Origin of the sequence: Acinetobacter kookii, from assembly GCF_900096895.1 — a bacterium.
Lineage (GTDB): Bacteria > Pseudomonadota > Gammaproteobacteria > Pseudomonadales > Moraxellaceae > Acinetobacter > Acinetobacter kookii.
The window spans coordinates 93,029-105,622 of the sequence record NZ_FMYO01000001.1 but is presented as its reverse complement, the minus strand read 5'-3'; the positions used below and the strand labels follow the sequence as shown (position 1 = coordinate 105,622).

At 42.5% G+C, this 12,594-nt stretch carries 13 protein-coding genes and 1 pseudogene; all 14 read left to right on the top strand.

Features of this window, described 5'->3' with window-relative positions; translation table 11 throughout:
• Positions 1–78 precede the first annotated feature (78 nt).
• Positions 79–1,050, top strand: coding sequence for a hypothetical protein (locus tag BLP85_RS00515; RefSeq protein WP_092818195.1), 972 nt, complete (start codon positions 79–81; stop codon positions 1,048–1,050).
• Positions 1,050–1,433, top strand: a complete 384-nt coding sequence (locus BLP85_RS00510; RefSeq protein ID WP_092818194.1) for a hypothetical protein — start codon at positions 1,050–1,052, stop codon at positions 1,431–1,433. Before BLP85_RS00515 ends, BLP85_RS00510 begins: the two co-directional genes overlap by 1 nt.
• 3 nt (positions 1,434–1,436) lie before the next feature.
• Positions 1,437–2,510, top strand: coding sequence for a major capsid protein (locus BLP85_RS00505; RefSeq protein WP_092818193.1), 1,074 nt, complete (start codon positions 1,437–1,439; stop codon positions 2,508–2,510).
• A 10-nt stretch (positions 2,511–2,520) separates the two neighbouring features.
• On the top strand, positions 2,521–2,796 hold the full coding sequence (locus BLP85_RS00500) for a hypothetical protein (protein ID WP_092818192.1): 276 nt from the start codon (positions 2,521–2,523) through the stop codon (positions 2,794–2,796).
• A gap of 7 nt (positions 2,797–2,803) precedes the next feature.
• Positions 2,804–3,244, top strand: coding sequence for a phage protein Gp36 family protein (locus BLP85_RS00495; protein ID WP_092818191.1), 441 nt, complete (start codon positions 2,804–2,806; stop codon positions 3,242–3,244).
• A gap of 55 nt (positions 3,245–3,299) precedes the next feature.
• A complete protein-coding gene (locus BLP85_RS00490) occupies positions 3,300–3,800 on the top strand; it encodes a phage virion morphogenesis protein (protein ID WP_265733815.1) in 501 nt (166 codons plus the stop codon).
• On the top strand, positions 3,793–4,245 hold the full coding sequence (locus BLP85_RS00485) for a phage tail terminator protein (RefSeq protein WP_092818189.1): 453 nt from the start codon (positions 3,793–3,795) through the stop codon (positions 4,243–4,245). Before BLP85_RS00490 ends, BLP85_RS00485 begins: the two co-directional genes overlap by 8 nt.
• Before the next feature lie 4 nt (positions 4,246–4,249).
• Positions 4,250–4,420, top strand: coding sequence for a hypothetical protein (locus BLP85_RS14895; RefSeq protein ID WP_171259615.1), 171 nt, complete (start codon positions 4,250–4,252; stop codon positions 4,418–4,420).
• Entirely contained in the window at positions 4,420–5,163 is a 744-nt protein-coding gene (locus BLP85_RS00480) for a phage tail tube protein (RefSeq protein ID WP_092818187.1), read from the top strand. Before BLP85_RS14895 ends, BLP85_RS00480 begins: the two co-directional genes overlap by 1 nt.
• Before the next feature lie 340 nt (positions 5,164–5,503).
• Positions 5,504–6,070 (top strand): hypothetical protein, encoded by a 567-nt coding sequence (locus tag BLP85_RS00475; protein ID WP_092818186.1) that lies wholly within the window; start codon positions 5,504–5,506, stop codon positions 6,068–6,070.
• A 352-nt stretch (positions 6,071–6,422) separates the two neighbouring features.
• Positions 6,423–6,572: a hypothetical protein gene (locus tag BLP85_RS14890; RefSeq protein WP_171259614.1), complete on the top strand. Its 150-nt coding sequence runs from the start codon at positions 6,423–6,425 to the stop codon at positions 6,570–6,572.
• 104 nt (positions 6,573–6,676) lie between these two features.
• Positions 6,677–10,231, top strand: a complete 3,555-nt coding sequence (locus tag BLP85_RS00470; protein WP_092818185.1) for a tape measure protein — start codon at positions 6,677–6,679, stop codon at positions 10,229–10,231.
• Positions 10,228–10,647 (top strand): hypothetical protein, encoded by a 420-nt coding sequence (locus tag BLP85_RS00465; protein WP_092818184.1) that lies wholly within the window; start codon positions 10,228–10,230, stop codon positions 10,645–10,647. Before BLP85_RS00470 ends, BLP85_RS00465 begins: the two co-directional genes overlap by 4 nt.
• Positions 10,637–12,413 (top strand): annotated as a pseudogene (locus tag BLP85_RS00460) (hypothetical protein); the annotation flags it as partial. The gene BLP85_RS00465 and the pseudogene BLP85_RS00460, both read left to right, overlap by 11 nt.
• Between the last annotated feature and the right edge of the window lie 181 nt (positions 12,414–12,594).

The following is a 12,594-nucleotide window of genomic DNA, read 5'->3' as shown; positions in this document are numbered from 1 at the left end:
ATCTAGTCCACCAAAAAAAACCATAAACAAATTTAACTTTAAGCACCTTCGGGTGCTTTTTTTATTGGAGCATGAAAAATGCCAGATCCAAATGAAAATCAAAAAAAGGAGCAAGACCAGTTTTGCTTCCAATTAGGTCAAGTCAGTGTAGACAAGCCTGAAGATGGAAAAAAGAAACGCACATTCTCGGGTATTGCTTACAGTGGTGAAGCAATTACTGATCACTGGTATTGGGACAAAGTGGTATTTGATCTTGATTCAATTCAAATCAAAGGTCGTATTCCTGCACTACTTGAACATCGAACCAGTCAGCGTGTTGGAGCAATCAACTCCCATTCCATCAGTCATGCTGAAGGTCTGAAAATTGAAGGCAATTTGCTTTCAAATGAATTTGGCACTCAAGTCGCTCAAGACTCTGATGATGACTTCCCATGGCAAATGTCAGTTCGAATTTATCCGACCACAGTTGAGGAAGTTAAAGAGGGTTCGATCATTGTAAATGGTCGAACATTCCAAGCTCCTGTTGCAGTATTCCGCGGTGGACGTATTCGTGAAGTGTCTTTCTGTGCTTTGGGTGCGGATGACAACACAAACGCAGTGGCAGCCAGTCACTCTCCAAAAAACTTTAATCAACCAGAGGACACAGACGTGGACCTAGAACAAGCGAAAGCAAAAATTAAAGAGCATGAGCAAACCATTTCGGGTTTGCAGGATCAGGTTAAAAAATTTGCTACAGATAAGCGCAATGCTGAGATTGATGCTTTGGCAAAAGCCTTGAACAAAGAGTTTAGTGTTGATGAAAAATCCAAGTTTTCTGCAATGCCAGATGATGCATTTGATCTGATGGCTGGAACGCTTAAGCAATTTGCAGCAGGCAACCAACAACCGCCAGCTGGACAGCAACAACAAACGCCGGCACCAGGTGTTAATCCAGCATATGCACATTTGTTTAATCATCAGGCAACTGGTGGTCAGGGTGGGCAAGCTCCACAAGGATCAGCTTTGGATCAGGCATTCGCCAAATTTGCGGCAGCTCAGGAGTCTAAATAATGGGAACAATTACTCAAACCATTACGACCAATCAATTGGTGGTAGGTGATGGTATTCGTACCGAAAATGCCAAAGTAAAAACAGCAACTGCATACAAACGTGGGGATCTACTCAACGTTGGTGCAAATAATGTGGCTGACCACCCTGTTGTTACCACTGGGGTGGTAGGGGATTGGAACGCGATTGCTGTATCAGATTTCACGGCAGAGCAATCTACATATCACGCCAACAATAACTTAGAAATGCCAATCTACACACAAGGTCCTTTCGATATTGCTGTAGTTACTGTGAACGGAGTTCCATTAACAGCAGATCAATACGATGCAGTACGTGCACAGGCATTGGCTAATAAAATCGAACTTCGTAAAGTTGTGGGGAACTAAGACATGAGTCAGACTTTTACATTTCAAAATGCACCAGTTGAATTGCTGGATGTACCACAACTGGTGCTACTCACCGATACTACTCAAAAGGTAGATACCTGGTTGATGGATCGCTTTTTCCCTCAACGTGTTTCATACACCAAAAAGGAAGTTCCAGTTGGTGAGTTGAATACAGCAACTCCACTTGCGCCGTTCGTTACTCCGACGGCTGCTGGTCGCCAAATCAAAGTAGGTGAATCTGGCAACGTGAAATTCGTGAAGCCTGCTTACTTAAAGCCAATGATGACGGTTATGCCAAGTGAAGTGCAAAACACTGCTCTGATCGCACGCTTACGTCAGTTTGGGGTGATTGCGACCGGTTCAAATCGTTTATCCGATGCGGATCTATTGTTAATCGATCAGGCTCAAAAAGCTTTGTATCTTCGCCAGTCTATCGAAAACCGAAAGTTATTGATTGCCCGTGATGTCTTACTCTACGGTAAAACCACTTTCGCTTCAGCAGACTTCCCAATGTATGAAGTGGATTATGAGCGCAACCCTGCTTGTAACTTCACGCCGTTGATCAAATGGGGACAAGCCGGTGCCACTCCTGTTAAAGATATTCAATCAATGATTGACTTATCTGTTGAGCACTCAGGTACATCGCCAAATATGGCTTTGACCACATCTAAAGTATTTAATGTCTTGATTAAGGACCCTGAGTTTAAAGAAAAATTCATTGCTCCTTATGCAGGTATTAGTGTTCCAATCACGCCAACTTTTGACCAGGCAGATAAGCCTCAGTTCCGTGGCACAGTGGATAATATTGAAATCTGGACGTATGACGTTAAGCACAGCATGGAAGGTGTTGCGGAACGTTTTATTCCTGAAGATTTCTTCGGTCTTGTTTCTGATGCAAATGGCTGGATTGCCCATTGTGCATTGCAAAACGTTGAAGCATTTGGACAGGCTTTGGAATTCTATTTAAGCCAATGGCAAGAAAAGAACCCTTCAAGCATTCAATTATTGGCTGAATCCTCTCCACTTGCTGTTCCAAATAACAAGAACGGTTTAGTGGGTGGCCGTGGATTCGTATAAGGAGAACTAAATGCCAAAGTATATTGCAAAACAGTCGATCGGACATTTTCGTCCAGGTGATGAAATCCAAGGGCTTGAAGAGAAAAAACTTCAGGCCCTTTTAGCATCTGGGGCTATTGAAGAATATCAAGAGCTTAAAGAACCTAAGGCAGACGGTACCGCCGCACGGTTGGCTGAGCTGGAAAAAGAAAATGCTGAGCTTAAGGCGAAAGTGGCTGAACTTGAAAAAGCAAAGCCAGTAGTTAAGCCAAAAGCCAGTGACAAGCCAGCTGACGAAGCTAAATAGGTGATCTATGTACGCTACTCGAAATGACTTAGAGGCGCGTTTTGGGGAGGGTGAACTTCAGCAACTGGAAATAATGCAAACTGTGGGCAATTCGATAGAAGAAGCCCTACAGGATGCTTCTGAGGAAATCGATAGTTACATTGCTGTGAAATACGTCCTGCCTTTGCCAAGTACACCTAGTACCTTAAAACGGATAGCGTGCAACATTGCACGTTACCGACTTTACTTTCAGCAACCCACTGAAGAAGTTGAAAACCGCTATAAAGCGGAAATTGATTTTCTGAAACGGATTGCGGATGGTAAGGCGACACTCAACATCTTGAATCCTCAAAATGAAGTCACTGAAGAACAACCAAAAAATAAACCTTCCACCATGCCAATCGGTACCACCTATACCGGCGGTGTATTTGGTGATGATGTTTTGAATATGATGCCAAGCATCAAGTGAGGTCCGTATGGCCGGAGTGCTTATAGAAATTAAGACGGATGAAAATTCCGTCTTAATGGCTTTGTTGAAAAAACTTAGCGACTTTGAAGACCGAAAGCGTGGATTGTTTGAGGATATTGGCTCAACGGTCACTGAAAATATCCGAGAGCGTTGGACGCGTGGTGAGGGCTTAAATGGTCGTTGGCCATTATCAGTTCGAGTGATGCGTGAAGGTGGTACGACACTGCGAAAAACATCACGACTAATGAACTCTATTACATACAACGCAACAGATAACGGTTTAGAAATCGGAACTGATGCTGAGTATGGTGCAATTCATCACTTTGGTGGTGTGATTGATATGCCTGCACGAACGCGCACACTATATTTTCGACAGGATGGTCGCACAGGCTTGGTGGGTAATCGTTTCGTGCGTCAAAGCCGATCTAATTTTGCTCAAGACGTACAAGCCAAAGCCTATAAGGTGAATATGCCTGAACGTCCTTGGTTGGGTATTACGGACGATGATGCACAAGATATTGTCAACTTGGTAGAAGGAACCATTCTTGATGAATAATTTAGAAGAAGATGATCTTTTTGCGGTTTTGAAAGAGATTGAAGCGCGTCTAACGCCGTTCATGCAGGAATGGGGTGTACTGAAGATCTATACGCCGATGAATGTAGGGGCTACCAGTGAATTAAGTCAAGTAACCCCTAATATCCAAGTGAACTACCGTCGAATGCGAAAAACTGATGAGAAGGCACGTGGCAGAGCGGTTGCTTTAGCACCTCAATGGGAAGTAACAGTGGTGGTGCGTCATGCAGCTTCACAGCTTGATGCAACACAAGCGTTTTTATTAGGTGGTGTGCTGATTAAAAAAGTGATTAAAAAGCTCATAGGCTGGCAACCAAAATCAAGCAATGAGCCTCTAAGTCTTTTAAATATCGATCATGATATTTCAAAAACGTGTCTTTATGTCACGGGTATTTTTGAATCTAAAACCAATGTTATAGCGGATTAAATGTATGGAAAAACAATACAAGGCATTGCAGCCCGTCGGTCGCTTCAAAAAAGGCGATGTTGTCGGTGGGCTGAATGATGCTCAACTCAAAAAATTACTGGCAGATGGTGTAATTCAGGAAGTACCTGAACCTAAAGCTGTTCCAGCCAAGAAAACCATAGGGGATGAAAAGTAATGGCTAATTCAAATGTGATTTCACTTCAGGGTGAACTTCATCTAGCAAAAATGGTTAGTGGTGTACCTGCTGCATTATTACCAGTCGGTAGTACTCCGGAATTACAGATTGCTATTTCTACTGAGTCTACTGACCATTATGAAAGTAAAACTGGTCTACGTTCGAAAGATGCAGTCTTGTACAAGCAAACTGGTGTTGCTATTTCGGGAACAATTGAAGAGGTGACTAAGGAAAATCTAGAGTTAATCCTTAGCGGTAAATCAATTGAAATTCCTGAGGCTCAGCTGACTGATATCAATATTGGTACTGTACAGGCTGGCGCTATGATTGATTTAGGCCACCGCAATTTAAGTAATGTGGCTTTTAAAGATAGCTCAGATGTAGCCATTACTTCAGATAAATATGTACTGGATGCTGTTTACGGCACAGTAGTATTTAATGAAGCTATCGTTGGTCCAGTTAAGTTTTCTGCCAAGGCTGGTGCTAAGACACGTACTACAATTGCTAATAACATTGGGAGTGAATATCGAATCCTCTTCAAGGGCATTGATACGCTTACTGGTGACAAGGTTGTCATGACGTTATGGCGTGTGAAATTCTCACCAGATACTGAATTTGATCTGATTCATGAAGACTTTGGATCTTATTCAATTGAAGGTGAGGCATTAGCAGATATCTCTAAAGCCAATGATGCTGAACTCAGTGTGTTTGGTCATATTGAGCGCTTTAGCGTAACAGCGTAACTCCACACAGGCACAAAGAACCACACAGGCGCTTAAGCGTCTTTTTTGTGCCTATTACAATGCAGCCTTTTTATATTGAATATTGTCATAATTTTTTTTACCTTTTGGTTGAATTAATTGTTGAGAATATTCTTATTTGTCTGTATAAAAAAAGAACAATTAAAATCAGAGGGAAAAGAAATGACAGCAATAATAGAAGTATTGGTAACATCATTTTCAGCTCTAATGCTTATGTTGGTTATCCACCAATTTGGGCAAATGTTTAATTGAATCTTTAGAAAATAAAAAACCACTCTTCGGAGTGGTTTTTTATGTCCAAAATTTACATTGAGACCTTATCATGAATGATTTTTTCTTAGCCACAAATCGATCTGTCCTGGTGAATGATATTGAAGTTCGCCAGATCCAGATGAAAGATTTTGATACTTGGGCTACATATGCTGAGGTAATCAAGCAGTTCCTTAAAAATAAAAAACATTCAGATGAGGTTTTGACAGAGCTATTTGCAGCGCATGGTATGCAGGTCATTTCTACAATTGCATGCGTAACGGATCTAGATAATGAACCCCTATTCAAACTTGCTGCAGATGAGCAGGCCTTTAAAGAACTGCTTAAAAATGTGCTTCTGGTAAATCAAGCCTATTTCAAATATGAAAAGCCAAAGCGTGGGGCTAAGGAGAATACTCAAACGGCATCCACCTGGTTTGATTCATTTCAGTTTCTAGTATCAATGGGCCACCAACATAGCGAAATCATGCAGATGACCTACGGTGCGTTTGATGGTTACGTTAAGGCTGCAAGCAAGATGCATAGGCAAGGGATTGTTAATTCTGCCGTTGCTGCGCGTGTGGCTCAATCAGATAAGAAAGGATTTGAGGCATTTAAAAAAGATATGGGCTCTGATTGATCATGCCAATGCTAAAGAATTTAAGAAGTTTTTGAGGAATTGAAGGAATAATATCTGAGTGATTTTTTAATACCCAAAATTAGCTTCAAGTTGTATTGAAGCTTAATACAACGCTAATAAATTTTAATTTTTACGTATTTTATTTAACTTAAAGCTGGTCGCTGGTCAGTATTTTAGCATTCAAAATAAGCAAAAAGCCTGTGACTAGTAATCATGGGCTCTTTATTTAGAAAAACCGCAGGATGAACTCTTTTTTAAATCTAAATAATATCTGAAAAGCAAAAACCCCAGTGCGCCAACACTGAGGTTCTTAAATCAACTCAACCGACATAAGTTATGGAGTTAAATTTGTATGAATGATCATACCTCAAATTCACAATTAAAGGTAGATGGAAAAATGAGCGAAAAAGGCGCTGATCGTGTTGGTTTTTTACAAGCTATTGCACTGCTTATACTTGTATGTGGAATAGTCGCTATTGGTTTAGTCTTGGCTTTAAAATAGAGCAAATTAATGAATACATATTAGAACCCACCCAATAAGAGGTCGGTTTCTTATTTCTGTGCGCCTAAAGGCGCTTTTTTTATGCTTGAAATTTAGAGGTCAGCATGTCTAGTAAAAATTTAACATTTAAGTTGGTGATGGATGCTGATACTAAAAGCTTTGTCACTAATGTTAATCAGTCTAAACAAGCTGCGGAAAAAGCAATAGCTGCAATTAAAGATGGATCTGCAAGTATAGTTGGTGTTTCAGATCAAGCAGCCAAAGCTATTGATGGCATTATTCCAAAAAATGCGAATGAACGAGCGATCAAACTTACTGAGTCATTGAACGCTATTACAGGGTCGTTAAAAAGTACAGATATTGCAGCGGATGGGGCGATTGATGGGTTTAAAAAGTTGGGTGTTGATTCGGTTCGATCGCTGAATATCTTAAAAGCCAATTTGGCGACTTCAAAAACAAAGCTTGAAGAGTTCTCAAAAACCAATGCAACACCAGAGGATATTCGTAATGCGCAACAGCAAGTAGATGCGTTAGAAAAAGAGATCTTGCAAGCGGATAAGGCGTTCAAAAATTTTAAATCAGAATTGGGTTTAGTTGCCCCAGAGATTAGCGCCCTTGATCAAGCTATAGATAAAACAAATACTGAGCTTGCCCAAACTGACACAGCAGCTCAGACAGCTCAAAAAGGCATAGCTGGGCTTAGAACTGGTTATACAGCTCTTATTGGTGTGATGGGTGGTATTGGTATTGGCTTAGGCATTCGAGAGCTTGCTGCGGCCGCTGATTCATATACAAACCTATCAGCACGTATCAATATCGCTACTAGTGATGGTGGAAACTTTGAACAGGCTATGGCTGGGGTGCATCAGGTTGCACTGATGACCAATTCAAGCCTTGATGCTACTGCCGGATTATTCACTAAAGTGAATGACGTTGGTAAGCAGATGGGGTTAACCCAGCAGCAGAATTTAGATTTGGTTAAGACCATTAACATGGCTATCCAAACTGGTGGCGGATCGGCTGCATCTACCGAGGCGGCTGTTTACCAATTCACTCAGGCTTTGCAATCTGGTGTACTTCGTGGTGATGAGTTCAACTCAATCATGGAACAGGCCCCTGGTATATCCAAAGCTTTAGCTCATTCGCTCGGGGTTGCTACTGATGAACTCAGAAAGATGGCTGAGAATGGTGAACTATCATCAGAGAAGGTTATCAAGGCTATACAAAACCAATCTAAAGCAATTGAAGCTGATTATGCCAAGTTTCCTTTAACGATTAGCAATGCACTGCAGAAAATTTCTACGCAGTGGCAGATTCTGATTGGTGAAATGGATCAGGCCAATGGTTCGAGTGCAACAGTAGCAAATGCTTTATCAGTAATTGCAGATAACCTTGGTATCTTAAAAGTATTCTTTGATGATGTTGCTGCCGGGGTAGGATGGTTTCAAGACCAGTTGTCAGAGATTGATCCATCCACCATTGAGTCCATTAGAAGTACTTTATCTGCTGTGTATGACACGATTAAAACGGTCATATCCAGTCTTGCAGGAATTGGTGAAACTGCATGGAGTGCTTTCTCATCTACCTTAGATGCTATTGCTCCTTTGTTTAATGCAATTTTGAATGGCAAAGAAGAAGTCAGTGGATTAACTACATTATTTAATGTTTTTAAAATTGCATTAGGCGTAGTTGCTGATGGAGCAACAGGGTTAAATATTGCCTTGAAGTTGCTTCTTTCAGGTATCCAGTTTGTTTCAGGCGGTATTCATTCACTTAGTGCAGCAGTGCTTGATTTTCTGGGTTTTGATGACCTTGCAGCACAGGCTCAGCATGCTTCAGACGCCTTATTCAGACAGGCCGAAAAGAATGCCTCAGAAGCTAAACATCTAGCCTTAGAAAGTAAATCAGCTACCCGTGAAGCCATTAGAGATATTACTCAAACAGAGGCAGAGGCCAATCAGGAAAGGGTAACCAATGCCCAGCAAACCCTTGACCAGTTAAAAGCCCAGGAGGAAAAGCATAAGGCTGACTATAAAGCCATAAGTGACGAGCGAGTTAAGGCAGAGCAACAGCTTTTTGATGCGCGTAAATCTGGTAATCAGGCCGCAATTGATTTAGCTGTAAAAGGTCTTGCTGACTTGGATACCAAGGAGAAGGCATACCAAGCCGAAAGCAAAAAGATTACCGATGAGAAAATTAAAGCCGCTCAAGACTGGGTAAATGCTCAGCTTGTGGCAGCAGATGGGACTCAAAAAGCAGCCGATGCAGCCACTCAAAAAACTATGCAGACGACCCTTGCAGCACAAGGGTTAAAGCTTGAATTTGATAGTGCTGGAAAGGCTATCGTAAAAGCCATGGGTGATGGATCGGTTGGGGTAACTAATTTAAATAATAAATTGGTTGCTGGGCGCAAAGGTGCAGAAGCATTAGGCTTGGATTTAGACGTTGCTCTCAATCGTGTATCAGAAGGGTTTGCTGGGAAAAAGAAAAACCTTGATGATTTTGTTAATAGCCTTGAACTTATGGGGGTTAAGGGTGAGCAAGCCGCAGATGTCACGTATCAAGCTTGGTTGAAGTTACTTGAAACAGCCAAAAGCCAGGCTGAGATTGATTTTGCAAAAGCAAAGCTCAAAGAATTTGGTGATCAAGGTCAGATTTCCACATCTCAAGTCGAGCAAGGCTTAATTGCAATCAAATTGCAGGCTCAAAAGCTACCCGATGATATTGATCCTGTGACCGAAGCTTTTAAACGTCTCGGAATTGAAACTAAAGAAAACCTAAAGCTCGCAGCACAGCAAGCTTTAATGGACTACATCACAATCCGAGATAGTGGTAAAGCTACAGCTGAAGGTGTTCAAAAGGCTTACGAAAAAGCAGCTCAAGCAGCTGCAGCTTCAGGTGATGCCGGTGTAATAGCATCTACCAATGCAGCCAATGTGGGGCGTAATCTCGAAGTCCAAATTGATGCCACCAGTAAAGCCTCCGTTAAATCCATGGATGAGCTTGAAACAGCTATCACACGTGCCGGCAATAGCTTTAAGGGTATTGAATATGGTGCTCGATCTGCAGGTAATGTTATGCGGGAGGAGGCTGAAAGTGCTGGTGATGCATGGCAGGCTGCTGTAGAGAAAGCAAACCAGGATTTTAAAGCTGAAATGAAGGCACAGGGTGAAGCTCTTAGCTCTATGTATGATTATCAGTCATACAGTAAATCAGATGTTTTGGCTGCGCTTAAGAGCAAGGGTTATAGCGACAAAGAGGCTCAGAAATTAGCGGGTTCAATTTGGTCTGAGGGCTTGGCGGCGGATCGGGATGCGAAATACTCAAGCCTTGGCAGAAGTGGTCCATTAACCGCATTGATTAATGCTGAATTTGATAAAGCCGCGTCTAAGGGTCTAACAACTCAAAATGGCACAAACAAGATCAATGAATTGCTTCGCTCTATCAATATGGCTTCAACCGGTTCGAGTAACTTGAATGACTACGCGCCGTCTATTCCCTCAGTATCTAATGCAGCCAACAACATTAACTCAAGTCCTACAACCATAATCCGCTTCGAGTCGAATGGGCAGGAGGTAGAGGCTCAGGTTGATGCAAACCAGGTAGATCCATTGCTAGCAATGCTTGAAAAATTAAAGGTAATAAAGAAATCATCATGAAACTTATTCGCTTAGCAACATCCGAAACCGTCCCATTAGAGGACGGTTTTTTATGGCCTGATGAATTCTCTTGGAAGGCTATTGAGCAGACTCAAAACTATGCAATCGATGGCTCTCTGGTGATTCAAGAAGGCAAAAAGAAATCTGGTCGACCGATTACGTTACAGCCGGCAGATAAGGAAATGGGCTGGATCAAGCTGCGTGAATTACTAACTGTTCTGGAATGGTCGAAGCTGCAGAATGAAGTGTTTCAACTGCAGTTTGAGCAGCCACATGACAACCGGCAATTCACAGTCAAATTTAATCACCAGGATGGGGCTTTAGAGGCTGATCCGGTTAAAGGGATTCCAGCGGTATCACTGGATGATTATTACAACGTAACCTTACGCTTTACGGAGTTAAACGATGGTGATTGAAACTAAGGATTTAGTGATTTACAAGTCTGAGCGCTTGACCGATAACTCTGATGGCGGCGGTAAATATTCAGGCGTTGTAGTACAGGACGGCATCAGCAATAACCTGTTCAATGATGTGTCAGAGATGGACCGAACCATGGGCGATGTATCCATGCGTAAGGTTTTCCCGGCAGTTATTACTGAAGATACCGATTTGCTGATGGGTGCAACGGCCTTTGTATCTGAATTGCCTGCCGATCCAAATGTTTCAGCGCTCTTATTCAGCACAAAAAACTGGACGGATGAACGTCAAGCTGCCAAGAACCGGGTGGAAAACTACTCAGCTAAAGGTGGGCAAATTGCTGGAACACCAATGGATACACATTGGAAGGGCATGTCATCACTTCAGGTGGCCATGTTTCCACAAGAAATTGAATCTTCCGTGGGTGATACGATTGTCCTGATCAGTGATGAGGGCAAGGCTTTGGAATATGAGCAATATGTACGTATTACCAAAGTTGAAACTCGTACTGCAATCATGGTTATCGATGGTAAAGATGTGCAATACAAAATTGCCACTTATACACTTAATGATCCACTTGAAATTGATTTCGTGGGTCTATCGGCCCGTCAATGGTATTCAGGCAGCACATCAAAAACCATTATCCGGGACACCATTGTTGCCGATACCGGGCTGTATTACTCGTCTACTGCACTGGCATCTAATGCAAATGTAGGAGAATTTACGGTCAATGCCAAAAGCATCTTTGCCCAGCTGATCCCATCTGCCCAGACTGAAACACCAATTATTGATGTCAATGCTGCTGGTGAAAGCGTGGTATTGGTCGCGGGTAATACCGGCACCATTACGGCCAGTTACCCCAATATGGTGATTGGTGTCAGCCAGAATCTTTATATCGGTTCTGCGGTGATTCCTTCAAGCGTATCATTCACCTTGCAGGGTCAGCAAATTACCGATCAAGGCGGGCTACTTAAAAACACCCAAGGTACACAGGTCGGAACGATTGATTACCAGCGTGGCTTAATCCAGTGGACTGCTGCAGCGCCAACAGGAACTGTGAGTTTGAATATCACGTTTAAGCCAGCAGCAGCGCCAAACCAGTATTACCAGAGCCATGCTATTCCGGTGACCCAGAACAACCAAAGTACCAACTGGACCGGGGTTTTAATTCCGATTCCAGCCCCAGGTGCTTTATCGATTTCATACATGAGTCAAGGCAAATTTTATACCTTGCAGGATGATGGATCGGGTCAGCTCAAAGCTTTAAGCCCATCTTTTGGCTCAGGCATGATCAACTATGAAACCGGTTCGTGGTTATTGACGACTGGAGCTTTGCCAGATGTAGATACACCGATTCTGCTTAACTGGGGTACACCAATCGCAACTTATCAGCGCGCTAATTTGCCTGTGCTACCTGCGAAGTTTGAATTTGATCTTCAGCAAGAGGCTATTCTAGCTGGCAGTGTGACAGTGACTTGGATGCTGGAAGGTGTAACAAAAACAGCAACTTCAAATAATGCCGGTCGGTTTACTGGTGATGCAACAGGATTTATTAATTTTGCATTGGGTAAAGGTGTCTTGATTCCAAATCAGTTGCCACAAAAAGGCACTATATTTAACTTTAGCTACCAGTTTGGTGAGGCAAAAACTCAGGATGTGCCAGCAGCCATACCTGATATCAATCAACAACTCGCCTTTACTATCGGCACTGGTGTAGCACTGCAACCCAACTCGGTCATGATTGAGATTCCGCTTACATCTGCATTGGGTGACACGGTTACGCTTGTGGTTACAGACAATGGCTCCGGCTCGCTGATTGATGCTTTTAGCCAGGTGCAGGGAACAATCAACTACACAACAGGTGCAGTAAGCATAACCCCGGTTGTTTTAACTTCATCTTTCTATGAAAAGACACCTGAGACTTTCAGCCTTTCCAGTTCAACCCA

Coding starts and splice junctions, on each gene's coding strand:
- BLP85_RS00480 (WP_092818187.1), top strand. CDS start 4,420: ATGGCTAATTCAAATGTGATTTCACTTCAGGGTGAACTTCATCTAGCA.
- BLP85_RS00510 (WP_092818194.1), top strand. CDS start 1,050: ATGGGAACAATTACTCAAACCATTACGACCAATCAATTGGTGGTAGGT.
- BLP85_RS00465 (WP_092818184.1), top strand. CDS start 10,228: ATGAAACTTATTCGCTTAGCAACATCCGAAACCGTCCCATTAGAGGAC.
- BLP85_RS14890 (WP_171259614.1), top strand. CDS start 6,423: ATGAATGATCATACCTCAAATTCACAATTAAAGGTAGATGGAAAAATG.
- BLP85_RS00495 (WP_092818191.1), top strand. CDS start 2,804: ATGTACGCTACTCGAAATGACTTAGAGGCGCGTTTTGGGGAGGGTGAA.
- BLP85_RS00500 (WP_092818192.1), top strand. CDS start 2,521: ATGCCAAAGTATATTGCAAAACAGTCGATCGGACATTTTCGTCCAGGT.
- BLP85_RS00515 (WP_092818195.1), top strand. CDS start 79: ATGCCAGATCCAAATGAAAATCAAAAAAAGGAGCAAGACCAGTTTTGC.
- BLP85_RS14895 (WP_171259615.1), top strand. CDS start 4,250: ATGGAAAAACAATACAAGGCATTGCAGCCCGTCGGTCGCTTCAAAAAA.
- BLP85_RS00470 (WP_092818185.1), top strand. CDS start 6,677: ATGTCTAGTAAAAATTTAACATTTAAGTTGGTGATGGATGCTGATACT.
- BLP85_RS00490 (WP_265733815.1), top strand. CDS start 3,300: ATGGCTTTGTTGAAAAAACTTAGCGACTTTGAAGACCGAAAGCGTGGA.
- BLP85_RS00505 (WP_092818193.1), top strand. CDS start 1,437: ATGAGTCAGACTTTTACATTTCAAAATGCACCAGTTGAATTGCTGGAT.
- BLP85_RS00485 (WP_092818189.1), top strand. CDS start 3,793: ATGAATAATTTAGAAGAAGATGATCTTTTTGCGGTTTTGAAAGAGATT.
- BLP85_RS00475 (WP_092818186.1), top strand. CDS start 5,504: ATGAATGATTTTTTCTTAGCCACAAATCGATCTGTCCTGGTGAATGAT.